Genomic DNA, 17,459 nt, shown 5'->3' with positions numbered 1-17,459 from the left:
GAGGAGCCCTCCCATGCAACTCGCCGCGATCATCGTGTCGCTGGTCCTGACCGTGGTCGGCGTCGCGCTGCTCGCACGAGCCGTGGCGCAGATCTACCGCTTCGTGAAGATCGGCCAGCCCGTGCCGGCCGGCAGCCGCACGGACGACCCGAAGGCCCGAACGTTCACCCTCGTCCGGGAGTTCCTCGGCCACAGCCGCATGAACCGCTGGGGCATCGTCGGCTTCGCGCACTGGTTCGTCGCGATCGGCTTCCTGACGCTCCCGCCGACCCTGGCGCAGGCCTACGGCCAGCTCTTCCAGGCCGACTGGACGCTGCCGGTCCTCGGCGGCTTCCTGCCGTTCGAGCTGTACATCGAGTTCATCGGCCTGATGACGGTGCTCGGCATCCTGGTCCTGATCGCGATCCGCCTGCTCAGCCTGCCCTCGCGGGCCGGCCGCAAGTCGCGCTTCGCGGGCTCGAAGGCCTGGCAGGCGTACTTCGTCGAGTACATCATCCTCACCATCGGCCTCGCGATCCTGTGCCTGCGCGGCCTCGAGGGCGCGATCCACCACGTGGACAGCTGGGAACCGGCGTACTTCATCTCGTACCCGCTGGTCATGGCCTTCGACGGGCTCTCGGCGAGCGCACTGCAGAACGCCATCTACTTCACCGCGATGATCAAGATCGGCACCTCGCTGATCTGGATGATCGTGGTCTCCCTGAACACCAACATGGGTGTCGCCTGGCACCGCTTCCTCGGCTTCCCGAACATCTGGTTCAAGCGCAACGCCGACGGCGCGAGCGCGCTGGGCGCGCTCCAGCCGATGACCAGCGGCGGCAAGGAGATCGACTTCGAGGACCCGGGCGAGGACGACGTCTTCGGCGTCTCGCAGGTCGAGCAGTTCTCCTGGAAGGGCATCCTCGACTTCTCCACGTGCACCGAGTGCGGCCGCTGCCAGTCGCAGTGCCCCGCCTGGAACACCGGCAAGCCGCTGTCCCCGAAGCTCCTCATCATGTCGCTGCGCGACCACGCGCACGCCAAGGCCCCGTACCTGCTGGCCGGCGGCGGCAAGACGATGGAGGGCGAGGAGAAGGCGTCCCAGGAGCAGCTGGCCGGTGTGCCGGCCGCCGCTCTCGCGGAGGCCGAGCGCCCGCTGATCGGCACCGTCGAGGAGAACGGCGTCATCGACCCGGACGTGCTGTGGTCCTGCACGACCTGCGGTGCGTGCGTGGAGCAGTGCCCGGTCGACATCGAGCACATCGACCACATCGTCGACATGCGCCGCTACCAGGTGATGATCGAGAGCGCCTTCCCGTCCGAGGCGGGCACGATGCTCAAGAACCTGGAGAAGAAGGGCAACCCCTGGGGCCTGGCGAAGAAGCAGCGCGTCGAGTGGACGAAGGAGGTCGACTTCGAGGTCCCGATCATCGGCAAGGACGCGGAGGACCTCTCGGAGTTCGACTACCTCTACTGGGTCGGCTGCGCCGGCGCCCTGGAGGACCGGGCCAAGAAGACCACGAAGGCCTTCGCGGAGCTCCTGAACATCGCGGGCGTCAAGTTCGCGATCATGGGCGGCGACGAGAAGTGCACCGGTGACTCGCCGCGCCGCCTGGGCAACGAGCCGCTGTTCCAGCAGCTGGGCCAGGAGAACGTGGCCATGCTGAACATGGCGTTCGGTGAGGACGACGAGGACCCGTCGACGAAGAAGCCGAAGTCGGCGAAGCGGATCGTCTCGACCTGCCCGCACTGCTTCAACACCATCGCGAACGAGTACCCGCAGCTGGGCGGCGAGTACGAGGTCATCCACCACACGCAGCTGCTCCAGCACCTGATCGACGAGGGCCGGCTGACGCCGGTGACGCCGGTCGACGGGCTGATCACGTACCACGACCCGTGCTACCTGGGCCGCCACAACAAGGTCTACACGCCGCCGCGCGAGATCATGTCGGCCGTGCCGGGCCTGCGCCAGCAGGAGATGCACCGCCACAAGGAGCGGGGCTTCTGCTGTGGCGCCGGTGGCGCGCGGATGTGGATGGAGGAGCGGATCGGCAAGCGCATCAACAACGAGCGCGTCGACGAGGCCCTGTCCCTGAACCCCGACATCGTCTCCACCGCCTGCCCGTTCTGCCTGGTCATGCTGACCGACTCGGTCAACGGCAAGAAGAACGAGGGCCAGGCCAAGGAGTCCGTGCAGGTCGTGGACGTGGCCCAGCTGCTGCTGGAGTCCGTCAAGGCCCCGGGCCCGACGGAGGAGGAACTGGCCGCCCTGGCAGCCGAGGCCGAGGCGGAAGCCGCTGCGGCAGCCGCCGCGGCGGAGGCGGAAGCCGCGGCCGAGGCGAAGGCTGCCGAGGAGGCGAAGGCCAAGGCGGAGGCTGAGGCGGCCGAGGCCAAGGCCAAGGCGGAGGCCGAGGCGGAAGCCAAGGCGAAGGCAGAGGCTGAAGCCAAGGCGAAGGTAGAGGCTGAGGCGAAGGCTGCAGCCGAGGCCGCGCCGGACGCCGAGACCGAGGCTGAGCCCGCGGCGGAGGCGGAAGCCGAGCCGGAGACCGAGCCCAAGGCCGATGCCGACGCCGACGCCGAGCCGGCGGCAGCGGCGGACGCCGAGACCAAGACGGACGGGGCGGCGGACGCCGAGGCCAAGGACGAGGCGGCCGAGGCGAAGGCCGAGGACGCCAAGTAGGCAAGGCCCTGCACGACGCGCCGGAACGGCCGGTCCCCACTCGGGGGCCGGCCGTTCCGGCGTTTCCGGCCGGCCCCGGTCAGCCCCGGGCCGGCACGACGGCGAAGCCGAGCCCCGCCGCGCCGGCCGAGGCCCGGGCGGGACGCTTCGCCGGCTTCGGCGCGTCGACCGTGTACTTCTCGATCAGCCGGCCGTCGAAGTCGTACACCCAGCTGTTCCCGCCGCCCTTGCCGTCGATGACGACGAACTTCACGCGCTTGCCGTCGCGGAGGAGCCTGTACGTCCAGCCGTCGTTCTGCGTGCTGGGACGCTTCAGGTCGATGGTGCCGAGGACGTGTCCGTTCGGCATGGAGATCACCGCGTACGTGCCGCGCGGACCGTCCACCAGCTTGGCGATCCGCCCGTCCGGCATCCCGACCCGCACCGAGCTCTCCACCCCGACGCGCTTCTCGGCCTGCGGCACCGGCTCGGGCTGCGGCTCGGGCTGTGGCGCCCCGTCCATCCACGACGTCACGGTGCCGTTCGGCCGGAGCACCACGTGCAGGCCGGTGTTCTGCCCGTACGACGCCGCTCCGCCCCGGCTGACCAGGGTGTCCAGCCTGGTCGAGCCCGCGAGGATGTCGGCCTCGAAGTGGCTCCCGCCGACCTTGTGGACCTTGTGGACCTCGGCGACGGACCCGTCCGCCAGCCTCACGGCCGTGACGAAGGTACGGACGACGCCCTTCGGGTCTGCCGAGGGCCTGGCGGGCGGCTGGACGGGAGGCACCACGGGCGGTTCCACCGAAGGCCGCTCGATACCGGGCAGCACCCCCGGCTCCGGCACGGCCGGGGAGTCCGCGAAGGCGGATCCGGCCGGCAGCGCCAGGACGGTGGCGGCGCCGGCGACGACGGCGGCGGCGGCGGCGGCGGTACGGAGGGTGGTGCGGCGGATGCTGCGCATGACGGGACTCTTCCTCGTGCTCGTTCGTACTCGTTCGTGCTGAGTGGAGGCGACGGACACGAAGCTACGGGCCGGATATGTGGGTGTTCCGTAGAGAACGTAACGAAGAGCCGCAGAAAGCGACGCAAGCACGTAAACCAGACAGGCGACAAGGATGGCCGGGAGGTGGGGACAACCCCCCGGGGAACCCCTAGGGGATGTCACAGGTCAGCCGCAAAGGGTGCTTGTTACCCCCGCCCGGCCACCGGGGCGCTCCGGACCAGGTACGTTCGATCACGTGGCTGGATTCAGGATCGGACGCGGCCGGGACGACAACCGCGGTCCGCAACAACCCCCGCAGCAGCAGCAGTCGTACGGTCAGCAGCAACCGCCGCCGTACGGCCGCCCGTCGTACCCTCCCGTCGGCGGCCCGCCACCGCAGCAGCAGTGGCCGCAGCCGAACGCCGGGGACCACGGCGAGCCGGAGTACTTCGACCCGTACGGGCAGCAGCACCCGCCCGCGCAGCAGCACCCGTACGGCCACGGAGGCGGCGGGCACTACTCGAACGACAACCCCGGGCACACGCAGGTCTTCGCCGTCGGCGAGGACCCGTACAGCCAGGGCGGCACGTACCAGGCGGGCGCCGTCGCCGCGGCGCCGTCCGGTCCGCGACTGCCGTGGAAGGACCTGCTCCGCGGCATCGTGACGCGGCCCGGCCAGACCTTCCTCCAGATGCGCGACTACCCCGTCTGGGGTCCGGCGCTGACCGTGACCTTCCTCTACGGCCTGCTCGCGGTCTTCGGCCTCGACGAAGCCCGCGAGGACGCGATCAACGCGACCCTGTCGAAGGCCGTCCCGATCGTGCTGTCCGCCGGTGTGGCCTTCGTCGTCTGCGGTCTGCTCCTGGGCGCGGTCACGCACACCCTGGCCCGTCAGATGGGCGGTGACGGCAGCTGGCAGCCCACCGTGGGCCTGTCGATGCTGGTCATGTCCATCACGGACGCCCCGCGTCTGATCTTCGCCGTGTTCCTCGGCGGCGACAACATGATCGTGCAGGTACTGGGCTGGGCCACCTGGGTCGCCGCGGGCGCGCTCTTCACCTCGCTGATCAGCAAGTCGCACGACCTGCCGTGGCCGAAGGCGCTGGGCGCCTCCGCGATCCAGCTGATCGCCCTGCTGTCGATCATCAAGCTCGGCACCATCTAGCGCGGAAGCTCACGCGCAGGCACGCGCATACGAGAGGGGCCCCCGGCCGTGGCCGGGGGCCCCTCTCGCACGTCCTGGTCACGGACGATCAGGCGTCGAGGACCTGACCCTCGCGCTTGACGACCGGCGGCTCGACCGACCAGGGGAAGTTGATCCACTCGTCGGTCTTCTTCCACACGTACTCGCACTTCACGAGGGAGTGGGACTTCTCGTAGATGACCGCGGAGCGCACCTCGGCGACGTGGCCCAGGCAGAAGTCGTGCACCAGCTTCAGCGTCTTGCCGGTGTCGGCGACGTCGTCGGCGATGAGGACCTTCTTGTCAGTGAAGTCGATCGCCTCGGGGACGGGCGCGAGCATGACCGGCATCTCCAGCGTGGTGCCGACGCCGGTGTAGAACTCCACGTTCACCAGGTGGATGTTCTTGCAGTCCAGGGCGTAGGCCAGACCGCCGGCGACGAACACGCCGCCGCGGGCGATGCTCAGGATGATGTCGGGCTCGTAGCCGTCGTCGGCGATGGTCTGCGCCAGCTCGCGCACGGCCGCGCCGAAACCCTCGTAGGTCAGGTTCTCGCGTACTGCGTCGCTCATGCCTCGTGCCTCACCTGGGTGCGGTGGAAGTTCTGGAAGGAGCGCGAGGCGGTCGGCCCGCGCTGCCCCTGGTACCTGGAGCCGTACCGTTCGCTGCCGTACGGGAACTCCGCGGGCGAGCTGAGCCGGAACATGCACAGCTGCCCGATCTTCATGCCGGGCCAGAGCTTGATCGGCAGCGTGGCCAGGTTCGACAGCTCAAGGGTCACGTGACCCGAGAACCCGGGGTCGATGAACCCGGCGGTCGAGTGCGTCACGAGGCCGAGGCGGCCCAGGCTGGACTTCCCCTCCAGCCGGGAGGCGATGTCGTCGGGCAGCGTGATGACCTCGTAGGTCGACGCCAGGACGAACTCGCCGGGGTGCAGGATGAACGCCTCGTCCCCCTCGGGCTCGACCATCCGGGTCAGGTCCGGCTGCTCGACCGCGGGATCGATGTGGGCGTAGCGGTGATTCTCGAACACCCGGAAGAACCGGTCGAGACGCACATCGATGCTGGAGGGCTGCACCATCGCCTCGTCGAACGGGTCGATGCGAACCCGTCCGCTGTCGATCTCGGCCCGGATGTCTTTGTCAGAGAGAAGCACGTCCCGAGGATACGCAGAGCGCGCGGGCCTCCCCCAATCGAGAGGGAGCCGCCCGCGCGCCCGGCCGTACGTCTGAGAGGTGTCTAGCGCTTGACCGCACCACCGACGGGCACCGCCTGGCGCAAGCGCGCGCACCGCGGACACCGCAGCAGCCGCCCGGGCCCGATCCGGCCGGCACCGAGGTGCTGCAGCGGGAAGGAGGCGGTACTGAAAACGTGCCCTTCGGCACAACGGACGACGGTGTGCTCCATCGAGTCCCTTTCCCAACGAGCCGTACTGCGACGAATCGCCACATTAGGGGATGATCGGCACCCGGCTCCAGCCGCCGCTCCGCCACCCCACGGTACGCCCCAACTCCCGCCCCCACACGCCTCGGTGCACACGGCAGACAACAACGACCCCGCGGCGAACGCACCGGGGGTCGATCATGGGGTAGAGTGTACAACGGTAGGGCTCCAGGCAACTGGCCCGCTACGCGGATGTAGTTTAATGGTAGAACATGAGCTTCCCAAGCTTATAGCGCGGGTTCGATTCCCGTCATCCGCTCTTGAACGAAGGCCCAGGTCAGCGACCTGGGCCTTCGTCGTTGTCTAGACCTCTCGGCGGGCGCGTGTCTTTCAGGGATCAGTGGAGCCGGATCGAGCTGGCCGCATCGTTCATCACGGTCAGGCGCGGGACCGCGTTCTCGTAGTAGGCGTGTGCGCCCTTGAAGTAGGTGTCTTCGAACAGTTCGACATGACAGTTGCCGGCGGTGAAGAAGGAGGAGACCGCGTCGTTGTACTTGAGCGTGGAATAGCCCCAGTCCCAGCCTCCGTCGTCCTTGCACTTGGCGGGAGCGGTGAAGGTCAAGCTGGAGCCCTGGTAGTTCCAGTGCTCGAAGAACGTGGCAACGATGACCCCGCCCGAGTCCGCGACGGCCATCGCTGCGGGACGCGGGCCGTCGGCCTTGGCGAGCGGGGGCGCGCCGCCAGGGCTGTTGTAGATGCGGTCGGCCAGCTTCCTGTCCTTCAGGGCCTTGGCGGGGTCGGCCGGAGCGTCGATGACGCGGCCGCCCGTGGCCCTCGCAATGGCTGCCGTGAAGGAGGTGACACAGACGGGCTGCGCCGCCGGGCCCTGGGACAGGTCCACCACGCAGTGCCGGGGCGCCTCGGCAGCCAGGGTCGGCGTGGGGGTGGTGAGGGCAACGGCGGTGCCGATGGCGGCGAGGCTGGCCAGGGTGCGGATTCTCATGCGGTTCCCGGGGTGTTGACGGGGCGTTGGGAGTTCTGACAGGCGTCGTCGTGGGGGTGCGGGCGGGTCAGGAGAGCTTCGCGGCCAGGACGTCGACGGTCAGGATCTCGGGGGCCTCGGCGAGCAGCTCGGGGGCGTGCTCCATGAGCGCCGCCGCGATCTTGCCCTGAAGGTGTGCTTGGCGGCCCTCCTCGGTGGCGAAGGCATCGAAGATGCCGAAGGTGGTGGGGCTCAGGCGCAGGGCGAACCAGACGGTGGTGCCGGCCTCTTCCCGGGCCAGGGCGAGGGCACCGGTGAGGAGTTCCTCGACCTCGCGGACGTACTCCGGCTTGGCCTCGATGCGGGCGAGCAGACCGATGCGAGTGGTCTCGGGGACAAGGGCGTTGGTCATGGAGTGCTCCTCGGTGCATGGTGGGTTCGGGGCGACTCGGTGGGGTGTCGCGCCGTCGTGCGATGTGATCACCGTATGAGCGGCCGAGGGGCTCCGGTCAGTGGCGGATCCGCCGGATGTTTTACCGTTTCCGACATGAGGATTTCGGTACTGGTCATGGATGGCCTCTTCGACTCCGGGCTGGCCACGGTCCTCGACGTCCTGCAGATGGCCAACGAATTGCGTGAGGAACTACCCCACCCCCCACCGCGCTGGGAACTGACCCGCGTCAGCGGGCGGGGTGCCGTCCGTACGGCCTCCGGGCACGTGATCGAAGCCCAGGCCGCCGGCGACGGACCCCGGCCCGACCTCCTCATCGTGCCCGGGGCCGGCCCCAAACAGCCCGCACCCCTGCTGGAGTGGGTGGCCGCGCCGGAACGCGAACCCGAACGCGAGGCGCTCCGGCGGGCCCGGGGCGAGGGCGTCCCCCTGGCGGCGGCGTGCACGAGTACGTTCCTCCTCGCCGAGGCAGGGGTGCTGGACGGGCTCGCCGCCACCACCAGCTGGTGGCTGGCCCCGGCCTTCCGGCAGGCGTACCCCCACGTGACCCTGGACGAGAGCCACATGCTGGTCCACGCCCCGGGGGTGACCACTGCCGGAGCCGCCATGGCGCACCTCGACCTCGCCCTCGCCCTGGTGCGGCAGGCAAGCCCGGCCCTCGCCGACCTCACAGCCCGCTACCTCGTGGTCGACGACCGCCCCACCCAAGCCGGCTACGCCATTCCCAGCCACCTCGCCCGCACCGATCCCACCGTCAGCGCCTTCGAGAGCTGGGTCCGCGCACACCTCGACCAGCCCCTGCGGATGGCCGAAGCGGCCCGGGCGGTCGGCGCGAGCGAGCGGACCCTCCAGCGCGCCGTGGACAAGGTCCTGGGCGTCTCACCCCTGCGGTTTGCACAGACCATCCGGCTCGAACAGGCCGCCCACCTGCTGCGCACCACGGACCTGCCCACGGAGACCGTCGCCCGCCGCGTCGGCTACGAGAACGCCTCCACGCTCACCACCCTGCTGCGCCAGCGCCTCGGCACCACCCCCGGCCACCTCCGCAACAGAACCGCGCCCGCCGGCGCTTAGGCCGGGACGGCGCCCTGGAGCGCCGCGCACATGCGGCGCAGTGGCCTCGATTCCGTCCTCCGCTCTTCCACGAAGCCCCAGGTCAGCGACCTGGCGCTTCGTCGTTGTCTAGACCTCTCTGTCCTTGCCGTGCCCTCCGCGTGCCTGAGCTCGCGGAAAGCCCCTGGCCGGAGGGCTCTTCGCGCACCACTTGCACCGCGCGGGCCCACGCCGTCCCGCATCGCGAGACGCGCTCTCGATGACCTGCGTCACACCCCAGCCGCTGCCGCGCGAATTCGCTTTCCAAAAAGGGCGGTTGGCCGGAGGAGCCGGCGCAGTCCCGCCGCGGGACCATCTGGTCCTCTCTCCCCGCCAACACGCGATCGGCGGCTTAATGCGGGCAGGAAGGGAGGTGCCACGTCACCGTCACCCGGCGCCGGTCGGCGGCGATGGTACGGGCCTGCCGAGTGGCCGGGCAGGCCGCGCAGTGCGGGCACACGACGGTTTGGAACTTCAGCTCAGCCATCACCCACACCACCTTCCCGGCCGATGGTGCTCGCGACGAGAGTGCCACGCCTCTCAGCGGGACAGGCTTCACACACCGGTCCCCACTGATGCAGGTCAGAGGGCGGCGCACCGGGACTCGGGGGCGGCTCGGTCCGGCGGTCACGTGTGGGCCACGGTCGGCCCACCATGCCTTCCCGCTGAGGCGGCCGCCACCATCGAGGCCATCGTGCGGGCTGTGCACCATGACGATGGCGTTCGTATCCGGATCCTGGTGGCAGCCCTGGCGACATCGCAGACACCGAGGTTCTCCTCCACCTGCGGGAGCAGCTTCGCGAGCGACCGCAGTGACGGTCAGGCGCTGCGGACCCACCCCGCAGGCTCACGTCTCCTGGACTGCACGTCGCAGCTGGCGGACGCCCGTGCTCGCGAAACGCTGTACTCGGTGGGAACCAATATCTATTCCCGCGGTCAGAGGGTTCAGTGGACCCCGCAGGGAGAGTTTTTCCGCACCGCGCACGATGGAGATATTCACCGCACACGAAGCGCTGCGGCGTGCTACTGTCGGTCTCGGTTGCAGTTTTGGTACCCAAAAACTTCAAGCGCTCCAGTCGGCCTTCACCACATTCGAGCGCTTCATATTTCCGGTCTTTTTCCGGCGGGGCATCATCGCGGCGACACGGTGTCCGTATGGTGCGGATGCCGGTGTACTGCCCCAAGGGAGATATGACATGGCATCTGGCACCGTGAAGTGGTTCAACGCGGCCAAGGGTTTCGGTTTCATCGAGCAGGACGGTGGCGGCGACGACGTCTTCGCCCACTTCTCGAACATCGCCACCCAGGGCTTCCGCGAGCTGTTGGAAGGCCAGAAGGTGACCTTCGACATCGCGCAGGGCCAGAAGGGCCCGACGGCCGAGAACATCGTTCCCGCCTGACTCTGACGCGCATTTCGTAGCTGGGGCCCGCATCCCTCGGGGTGCGGGCCCCAGCTGCACTTATTTCCCGCAGTGGCATCAACTGCGCGGCGAAGCATTCAGGGTTACGACCCGCTCGGCGCTTCACCCCCTCAAGTTTTCCTGGCTTCGCGTCGGCATGACGCCATCCCACCTGAGCGCAGGCACCCGCACCGAATCCCGGTGGACCGGAGTCGCTTTCGCATTCCATTCGGCCCGTTCTTGTGATTTCCCGCGCCGCGTTTCCGCTGCGGAAATTCCTTGATATGAGCCGCATCAAGGAAGGTTCTCAATGAACCGCACACGTACGAACGGCCGTTCCTCTCGCACCCTCAACCGCGCCCGCGTTCCCGTCTTCGGGACTGTCTCCGGTCCGGAACGAGGCAGCCGTTTCGGCTCGTCAGCCCCGAGCCGTACCGGAGTTCCGAGCCGCTCGGGCGGCTACGGCCGCCGGCCCGCTGCGGTCCAGGGCGAGTTCGCCCTGCCGAAGACGATCACTCCCGCGCTGCCCGCCGTCGAGGCCTTCGCCGACCTGGCCATGCCGGCCGAGCTGTTGGCCGCCCTCACCGCGCAGGGCGTGACCGTACCCTTCCCGATCCAGGGCGCGACCCTGCCCAATACCCTTGCGGGCCGTGACGCGCTCGGCCGCGGACGCACCGGCTCCGGCAAGACACTCGCCTTCGGCCTCGCCCTGCTGGCCCGCACCGCCGGGCAGCGCGCCGAGCCCCGCCGGCCGCTCGCCCTCGTCCTCGTCCCCACCCGCGAGCTGGCCCAGCAGGTGACCGACGCCCTCACGCCGTACGCCCGCGCCGTGAAGCTGCGCCTGACCACGGTCGTGGGCGGCATGCCGATCGGCAGGCAGGCCGCGGCGCTGCGCGGAGGCGCGGAGGTCGTCGTGGGCACGCCCGGACGGTTGAAGGACCTCATCGACCGCGGTGACTGCCGGCTGGACCAGGTCGGGACCACCGTGCTGGACGAGGCCGACCAGATGGCCGACATGGGCTTCATGCCGCAGGTCACCGCCCTCTTGGACCAGGTGCGTCGTGAGGGGCAGCGGATGCTGTTCTCCGCCACCCTGGACCGCAACGTCGACCTCTTGGTCCGCCGCTACCTGACCGATCCCGTCGTGCACTCGGTGGACCCCTCGGCCGGTGCGGTGACCACGATGGAGCACCACGTGCTCCACGTCCACGGCGCCGACAAGAACCGCACCACCACGGAGATCGCGGCGCGCGAGGGCCGGGTGATGATGTTCCTCGACACCAAGCGCGCCGTGGACCGGCTGACCCAGGACCTGCTGAACAGTGGTGTCCGGGCCGCGGCCCTGCACGGCGGGAAATCGCAGCCGCAGCGCACCCGCACCCTGGCCCAGTTCAAGACCGGCCACGTGACCGTGCTGGTCGCGACGAACGTGGCGGCGCGCGGCATCCACGTCGACGACCTCGACCTCGTCGTCAACGTCGACCCGCCCACCGACCCCAAGGACTACCTCCACCGCGGCGGCCGCACCGCCCGCGCAGGCGAGTCCGGCAGCGTCGTGACCCTCGTCACCCCCGACCAGCGCCGCGATATGACCCGCCTCATGCAGGCCGCGGGCATCACCCCGCGGACCACCCAGGTCCGCTCCGGTGAAGAGGCCCTGAAACGGATCACGGGCGCCCAGGCACCCTCCGGGATCCCCGTCGTCATCACCGCACCGGCCGTCGAACGCGCCAAGCGCGGCTCGGCCTCGCGTGGCAGGCGACGGCCCGCTGCGACGGCCCGGCGCGTGAGCGTGCGGCAGTCCGCCCTCGACGCGGCGGCCTGAGAAGCACGTGATCAGGGAACTGACCCATCTCTGCAGGAGGCACCTTTTGACGCTGATCCAGATGCAGCCCCGCCCGGCGAACGCCCACCCTGTGCACCGGACGGTGGAGGACGCGATGGAGGCGGCCTGTCCACAGGTGTGTGACGACATGACGGTCGAGGTGGCCCTTGCCGTCATGGCCAGTGCCCGCACGGAGCACCTGCTCGTCTGCGACGAAGACGGCCTGTGCACCGGGCTGGTCACCCGGGCCGGGCTCGCCACCGTCCGCGACAGCGCGGCGTACACGGACCAGGTCCGTCTCCGCGACCTCCCGGGAGAGCGCGGACCGGTCGCCTCTCCCATGACCACGATGGCCGAAGCCCAACATGCGATGCGCTACCGCCGGCTCGATGCCCTGCCGGTCGTCGACGCCCAGGGCAGCGCTCTGGGCGTCCTCGCCGTGGCCCACTGAACCACCTCCGGCCGCCGTGCCTGCGGACCGCCCGAGCCCCTGACCTGCTGTGCAAACCGCTCTGCGGATCCTGAACCCACCGTGTAGGTCTAGCTCTCCTCGACGGAGTCGAAAATCTATGACGGCCAGAGTAGACATTGCGCGGTGACGTGGTTATGGTTTCTCTCGTAGCCCAGAGAGACAGCAGGGCCCGGCAGAGACGAACTGCCGGGCAGCGGTCACCGCAGTTGCAGTACGCAGGACGGTGCGGTGGTGGAGTTCCGAAGCCAGGGTTGTTGCAGGACGGCGACGGGGCTGACGACCGGACCGGGTGGCCCGCAGTCACAGGGGCGCCGAGAGCAGTACCGCAGTCAACGCATGGCAGTACCCGCACGTGCAGTCCGCAGTACCAGCGGTAAGCAGTTGATCACCGAGGAAGAACGGAGGAGCCGATCACCATCAGGATCGCCCGGACAGAAGTCTTGAGTCCGGGTACCGCAGGACATCGATAGCGAGGTGGTCTCCGGTCAAGCAACCGCGATCCCCGCACTCCCGGCAGCGTGTCGGCCGGGTCGGCGGAAACATAGGGTCGGCGCAGTATCAGGGCCGACAGATGGTGTAGTAGTTCCTTCGGGGCCCTGGTGCCGTACGGCACCAGGGCCCCTCCGTGCGTTCCATAAGAGAGGTTCAATGACAGCAGACGCCTCGTTCGGCCGTCTCGACGACGACGACTACCCCGCCTACACCATGGGCCGGGCCGCAGAAATGATCGGCACCACCCAGGGCTTCCTCCGCGCCCTCGGAGAGGCCCGCCTGATCACCCCGCTCCGCTCGGAGGGCGGCCACCGCCGCTACTCCCGCTACCAGTTGCGCCTCGCGGCCCGCGCCCGGGAACTCGTCGACCAGGGCACCCCCATCGAGGCCGCCTGCCGCATCATCATTCTCGAGGACCAACTCGAGGAAGCCCAGCGCATCAACGCCGAGTACCGCCGCGCCGCCGGCTCGTCCACGCCGCCGCCCTCGGCCTGAACCGAGCGTGCCCGTCGAAGTCGGCGGTCGTGGACGTACTTCGACACCCCTCCGGTCCTGGTCGGTCTTCTCGCTGAGCAGGTGCGCCCAGAGGCCGCCGGTACACCGTGGGGCGGGTCGCTCACGCGCTCGGTGGCGCCGTGCGCAAGCCTTCGAGGAGGGCGGCGAGGTAGCGGTGTGCGGTGTCGACCCGGTCGGCGGGGGTGCCGCCGTGGACGCTCACGGCGTGGGCGATGCCGCACATGAGCGGGACGAGGTCGGCGGCGGCCAGGTCGGGGCGGACCGCTTCCGCATCGCGGGCCCGGGCGAGGAGGGTGGCGCCGGCCGACGCCACTGACTTCTTGAGTTCCGTGGTGCGCGCCAGGGCGTCCGTGGCCGCGGCGGCGACGGGGGGCAGAGCGGCGTCGGTGACCTGCGCCTCGACGGTGTGGAAGAGGAAGCCCGTCAGGCCGCGCCAGGGGTCGGCATCGGCCAGCGCCTGCCGGCCGTGGGCGGCCAGGGCTTCCAGGCAGGGCGCGGCGACGGTCTCCAGCAGAGCCTCGGGCGTGGCGAAGTGACGGTAGACGGTGCCTACCCCGAGTCCTGCCCGGCGTGCGACGTCGTTGAGTTGCAGCGGTGTCCCCTCGTGGACCAGGTCGCGGGCGACGGAGACGATCCGTTGCCAGTTGCGGGCCGCGTCCTTGCGTAGAGGCGTCGTCATGGGGCCCATGCTAATCGGATGGTTCATCCGGATGGTTCCGTCGCCCGCCCGGTGGCCGCCCGGCCGCGTGTATGACGCTCAGGCGGGGGCGAGCGGTGCATGCCGTTCGCTGAGCCGGCGTACGGCTTCGGCGACGCGGGGGTCGGCCGCCGCGCGGTGCGGGGCGACCGGGTGCGCCTGGGCGCCGATGACGATGCCGGTTCGGCCCGTCAGCGTGTCGTCGGTGGCGGCCATGATGGAGGGCCTGGCTGCCGCGGACGCCGGACCGGAGGTCGAGCGTTCGAATGTGCGGCGCACCAGGGGCCACAGCAGCCGCAGGGCGGGCGAGACGATCTTCGAGTCGCTCATGGTTCCGTTGGTCATGTCGGTCGCGGCCCCTCCGGGGTCCGCGGCGAAGACCGAGACGCCCGTGCCGTCCAGCCGGGCTGCCAGGTCCAAGGTGTAGGCCAGGTTGGCGAGCTTGGCGCGGCCGTACCAGTGGAAGCCGTAGTAGCCGCCCGGCGGCTCGACGGCGTCGAACACCCGCTTGGCCAGGACGACTGCGCCCGACGTCACGTTCACGATCCTGCTCGGCGCACCGGCCGTGAGTGTGGGCAGCAGCAGTTCGGTCAGCAGGTAGGGCGAGAGGTGGTTGACGACGAACGACGCCTCGACGCCTCCCCGGGTCTGGCGCTCGGCGAACATCGCCCCGACGTTGTTGACCAGCGCCGTCAGCGGTTCCCCCGAGGTGGCGTGGTCGGCCGTGATCCTACGGGCGAGCGCACGCACCTGGTCGAGCGAGGCGAGGTCCGCGGACAGGAAGCGGGCCGGGTGCACCGGGCCCGTCGCGTTGATCCGCTCGACGGCCTTGGCCCCCCGTTCGGCGTCGCGCCCGATCACCGTGACCGCGAACCCGGCGACGGCCAGCCCCAGCGCCGTCTCCAGGCCGATGCCCCCTGTTCCGGCCGTGACCACTGCTGTCTTCTTCATGTGCTCCTCCACCCCGACACCCAATCGGATAGATCATCCGGTTAGCCTCGGACGTTAGCACACATGCGGATGAGCTATCCGGTTGAGGCGGCGCAGTCACGTTCCCCCCGTGCATGGTGAGACGGGCGCGACGGAGGAGGCGCTGGAGTCGATGGAGGCCGCGGCCTCCATCGCGATGGCGCCCGCGTGGCCGCTCCCGTGGGGCGCGAGTGAGCAGGCGCACCCCGCCGACAACTGCTGAAAGCAGTAGCCGGACCGGAGCGGCGGACGACATCTGTAACGTTCGCCGCTCTTTCCGTCTCTGCATACCCAGTGCCCGGTACCTGGCACGAACACCGAGAAGAAACGGAAAACCCTCATGTGCCGCAGCAAGCGCCGCAATGCCCTCTGGATCACCACCGCCGCCGTTGCCGTCGTGGCAGCCATCGGGCTGTACCTCTTCCAGCCCTGGAAGCTGTTCACCACCGACCGCGTGGACGAGGCGCCCCCCGCGGCCGCCGGCCGGCAGGCGGGCACGGTCAAGCAGGTGGCGGACGGGGCGTTCATCTCGCACGAGCACGAGACCAGCGGCTCGGTGGAGATCCAGCAGCTCGCCGACGGGAAGGCGAACCTGCGCCTGACGAGCCTGCGCACCTCCGACGGTCCGGCCCTGCGCGTGTGGCTCAGCGACCAGCCCGTCAAGAAGGACGGCGGCGGCAACCTCGACGACGGCAAGCACATCGACCTCGGCAGCCTCAAGGGCAACGAGGGCAACCAGAACTACGCGATCCCGGCCGGCACCGACCTGGACAAGTTCTCCACGGTGACCATCTGGTGCGAGCGCTTCAGCGTCTCCTTCGGCGCCGCCGAGCTCAAGCAGCGTGCCTGACGGAGTCGGCTCGCACGGAAGAGCCGAGGGGCGGGTGGCATGTCGCCACCCGCCCAGTCCGGCGACGACACCGAACAAGGGTGTTCTGAGCAGAGTCGCGCACGTTCAGTGCGGCCGCGCCGCACGAGCGTCACACGTCCCGTGCCAGTCCCGGAAGGCGGAGAGGAGGTGCTGCCTGGCGTCCGACGTGATGCCGTCCGGGGTCAGTTCGCCCGTGGTGGCGATCGTCCGACGGAACTGGTCGAGGTAGGTCTCGCACCCGGAGCACTTCGCCAGGTGCTCGATGAAGCGCCGCTCGTCCCCTTCGGACAACGCGCCGTCGAGGAACTCGGTCACCAGCTCCACGAAGTCGTTGCAGTTCACGCGTGTCCCCTCCCGCTCGCGACGTCATGGGCACCGGACAAGTACGACTCCAGCTTATGGCGCAGCAGCGCCCTGCCCCGATGGAGGAGGACACGCTGGTTCCCCGGTGAGATCTCAAGGAGCGAGCACACCTCGTCGGATCCGTACCCGGCGACGTCGCGCAGGGTGACCACGGTACGGAGGCGGGGCGGGAGTTCGTCGATCGCCTCCGCGATCACCTCGCGGACCTCACCGCGCAGCACGTGGTCCTCGGGGATGTGCCAGGGTCGCGGCTCCTGGCCGGCGACCCAGTGCCCGGCGTACTGCTCGCCCGGGGCGCGGAAGCGCTCGGCGTCGACCGTCGGCCCTTCCTCTTCCTCCGGCAGCAGGCTGGCGAAGGGGACGGTCCTGCTCTCCTTCGTGCCGCGCGCCTTGGCGGTGTTGACGAGGATCCGGTACACCCACGTCTTCAGGGACGCGCGGCCCTCGAAGCCGTCGATGCCCCTGATGACCGCGAGCCAGGTGTCCTGGACGGCCTCCTCGGCGGAGGCCTTGGTCGACACGAACGACATGGCGAGCCGGAGCATGGAGCCCGACCAGGAGTCCAGGACCAGGGCGAACGTCTCCTCGTCACCGGCGCGGAGGCGCTGCACCAGGACCTCGTCCGGGGGAAGTTCGCGTGGGCCCGCCATTCTTCTCTCCTCGCCGGACGTCAACTTCAAGCGCCAGCCTAGGGCAGCGGGACACGTGCGGACCTCCACGGGGTGCGTACGTTCACCTCCCGGCAAGAACCTTCACCGCCGGCGGCCGCTGAAGTCAGTCGCGCCGCAAACTGCGGAACGCCCCGAGGAGTTGATCGCGTGCCGAGGCGGGCAGGTCCGGGCCGGGCTGCGCGCCCACGGCCGCCACGGTCTGCCGGAACTGGTCGAGGTACGTCTCGCAGCCCTCGCAGCGCGCCAGGTGCACGAGACACCGCAGCTCGGTCGGCTCTCCCATGGCTGCGTCGAGGAACTCGGTCACCACCTCGACGAACTCGGCGCAGTTGATGGCACCTGCCTGTTCTCGCGCGGCGGACGGACGGCCGGCCGGGCAGGTCCTCAGCGGCTCATCCCGGTGAGCGGTCAACACCTATCACGCTCCTGTCGCCGCGCCGAACCACCGGGGAGCCACGACCGCCGGCCTGCCC

Annotated in this window: 18 protein-coding genes, 1 tRNA gene and 1 pseudogene; 10 read left to right on the top strand and 10 right to left on the bottom strand. The window is 69.7% G+C overall.

Features of this window, described 5'->3' with window-relative positions; translation table 11 throughout:
- Positions 1-13: 13 nt before the first annotated feature.
- Positions 14-2,236 (top strand): annotated as a pseudogene (locus NRK68_RS17930) ((Fe-S)-binding protein); the annotation flags it as partial.
- A 502-nt stretch (positions 2,237-2,738) separates the two neighbouring features.
- On the opposite strand, the gene NRK68_RS17925 reads toward NRK68_RS17930, so the two are convergent.
- On the bottom strand, positions 2,739-3,599 hold the full coding sequence (locus NRK68_RS17925) for a hypothetical protein (RefSeq protein WP_257856212.1): 861 nt from the start codon (positions 3,597-3,599) through the stop codon (positions 2,739-2,741).
- A gap of 277 nt (positions 3,600-3,876) precedes the next feature.
- Between NRK68_RS17925 and NRK68_RS17920 the strand changes: the two genes are divergently transcribed.
- Positions 3,877-4,785 carry a Yip1 family protein gene (locus tag NRK68_RS17920; protein WP_257856211.1) on the top strand — a complete coding sequence of 303 codons (909 nt, stop codon included), beginning with the start codon at positions 3,877-3,879 and terminating at the stop codon, positions 4,783-4,785.
- A gap of 88 nt (positions 4,786-4,873) precedes the next feature.
- On the opposite strand, the gene NRK68_RS17915 is transcribed toward NRK68_RS17920, so the two are convergent.
- Both NRK68_RS17915 and dcd read right to left on the bottom strand, forming a co-directional pair.
- On the bottom strand, positions 4,874-5,374 hold the full coding sequence (locus NRK68_RS17915) for a phosphoribosyltransferase (protein ID WP_030647900.1): 501 nt from the start codon (positions 5,372-5,374) through the stop codon (positions 4,874-4,876).
- A complete protein-coding gene (gene dcd, locus NRK68_RS17910) occupies positions 5,371-5,958 on the bottom strand; it encodes a dCTP deaminase (RefSeq protein ID WP_030771835.1) in 588 nt (195 codons plus the stop codon). The genes NRK68_RS17915 and dcd overlap by 4 nt, the downstream gene beginning before the upstream one ends.
- 475 nt (positions 5,959-6,433) lie before the next feature.
- Between dcd and NRK68_RS17905 the strand changes: the two genes are divergently transcribed.
- A tRNA-Gly gene (locus NRK68_RS17905) sits at positions 6,434-6,504 on the top strand.
- Positions 6,505-6,582: 78 nt separating this feature from the next.
- On the opposite strand, the gene NRK68_RS17900 is transcribed toward NRK68_RS17905, so the two are convergent.
- Together NRK68_RS17900 and NRK68_RS17895 are read right to left on the bottom strand one after the other, a co-directional pair.
- Positions 6,583-7,188, bottom strand: a complete 606-nt coding sequence (locus tag NRK68_RS17900; RefSeq protein ID WP_257856210.1) for a peptidase inhibitor family I36 protein — start codon at positions 7,186-7,188, stop codon at positions 6,583-6,585.
- A 67-nt stretch (positions 7,189-7,255) separates the two neighbouring features.
- Complete coding sequence (locus NRK68_RS17895) at positions 7,256-7,579, bottom strand: putative quinol monooxygenase (RefSeq protein ID WP_257856209.1); 324 nt, start codon at positions 7,577-7,579, stop codon at positions 7,256-7,258.
- Between the two features lie 135 nt (positions 7,580-7,714).
- On the opposite strand from NRK68_RS17895, the gene NRK68_RS17890 reads away from it, so the two are divergent.
- The 5 genes from NRK68_RS17890 (at position 7,715) to NRK68_RS17870 (ending at position 13,394) form a co-directional block, all read left to right on the top strand.
- Complete coding sequence (locus NRK68_RS17890) at positions 7,715-8,692, top strand: GlxA family transcriptional regulator (protein ID WP_257856208.1); 978 nt, start codon at positions 7,715-7,717, stop codon at positions 8,690-8,692.
- A gap of 1,214 nt (positions 8,693-9,906) precedes the next feature.
- Positions 9,907-10,110, top strand: a complete 204-nt coding sequence (locus NRK68_RS17885; RefSeq protein ID WP_030228768.1) for a cold-shock protein — start codon at positions 9,907-9,909, stop codon at positions 10,108-10,110.
- A 310-nt stretch (positions 10,111-10,420) separates the two neighbouring features.
- Positions 10,421-11,935, top strand: coding sequence for a DEAD/DEAH box helicase (locus NRK68_RS17880; protein ID WP_257856206.1), 1,515 nt, complete (start codon positions 10,421-10,423; stop codon positions 11,933-11,935).
- Between the two features lie 46 nt (positions 11,936-11,981).
- On the top strand, positions 11,982-12,386 hold the full coding sequence (locus NRK68_RS17875; RefSeq protein WP_257856205.1) for a CBS domain-containing protein: 405 nt from the start codon (positions 11,982-11,984) through the stop codon (positions 12,384-12,386).
- A gap of 669 nt (positions 12,387-13,055) precedes the next feature.
- Entirely contained in the window at positions 13,056-13,394 is a 339-nt protein-coding gene (locus tag NRK68_RS17870; RefSeq protein WP_183066521.1) for a helix-turn-helix domain-containing protein, read from the top strand.
- A gap of 121 nt (positions 13,395-13,515) precedes the next feature.
- Here the strand turns inward: NRK68_RS17870 and NRK68_RS17865 are convergent, their stop codons facing one another.
- Together NRK68_RS17865 and NRK68_RS17860 are read right to left on the bottom strand one after the other, a co-directional pair.
- Positions 13,516-14,094: a TetR/AcrR family transcriptional regulator gene (locus NRK68_RS17865; protein ID WP_257856204.1), complete on the bottom strand. Its 579-nt coding sequence runs from the start codon at positions 14,092-14,094 to the stop codon at positions 13,516-13,518.
- Between the two features lie 78 nt (positions 14,095-14,172).
- Positions 14,173-15,063 carry an SDR family NAD(P)-dependent oxidoreductase gene (locus NRK68_RS17860; RefSeq protein WP_257856203.1) on the bottom strand — a complete coding sequence of 297 codons (891 nt, stop codon included), beginning with the start codon at positions 15,061-15,063 and terminating at the stop codon, positions 14,173-14,175.
- A gap of 109 nt (positions 15,064-15,172) precedes the next feature.
- Here NRK68_RS17860 and NRK68_RS17855 point away from each other — a divergent pair, with 109 nt between their 5' ends.
- Both NRK68_RS17855 and NRK68_RS17850 read left to right on the top strand, forming a co-directional pair.
- Positions 15,173-15,304 (top strand): hypothetical protein, encoded by a 132-nt coding sequence (locus NRK68_RS17855; RefSeq protein ID WP_257856202.1) that lies wholly within the window; start codon positions 15,173-15,175, stop codon positions 15,302-15,304.
- 117 nt (positions 15,305-15,421) lie between these two features.
- Entirely contained in the window at positions 15,422-15,931 is a 510-nt protein-coding gene (locus NRK68_RS17850) for a DM13 domain-containing protein (RefSeq protein WP_183066518.1), read from the top strand.
- 105 nt (positions 15,932-16,036) lie between these two features.
- On the opposite strand, the gene NRK68_RS17845 is transcribed toward NRK68_RS17850, so the two are convergent.
- The 3 genes from NRK68_RS17845 to NRK68_RS17835 form a co-directional block, all read right to left on the bottom strand.
- A complete protein-coding gene (locus NRK68_RS17845) occupies positions 16,037-16,294 on the bottom strand; it encodes an anti-sigma factor family protein (RefSeq protein ID WP_257856201.1) in 258 nt (85 codons plus the stop codon).
- Entirely contained in the window at positions 16,291-16,965 is a 675-nt protein-coding gene (locus NRK68_RS17840) for an RNA polymerase sigma factor (protein ID WP_257856200.1), read from the bottom strand. Before NRK68_RS17840 ends, NRK68_RS17845 begins: the two co-directional genes overlap by 4 nt.
- A gap of 124 nt (positions 16,966-17,089) precedes the next feature.
- Entirely contained in the window at positions 17,090-17,401 is a 312-nt protein-coding gene (locus tag NRK68_RS17835) for an anti-sigma factor (protein WP_257856199.1), read from the bottom strand.
- Between the last annotated feature and the right edge of the window lie 58 nt (positions 17,402-17,459).

The sequence above is a fragment of the Streptomyces yangpuensis genome (assembly GCF_024666385.1).
Taxonomy (GTDB): Bacteria; Actinomycetota; Actinomycetes; order Streptomycetales; family Streptomycetaceae; genus Streptomyces; species Streptomyces yangpuensis.
This window is presented reverse-complemented; position numbering and strand designations above follow the sequence as displayed.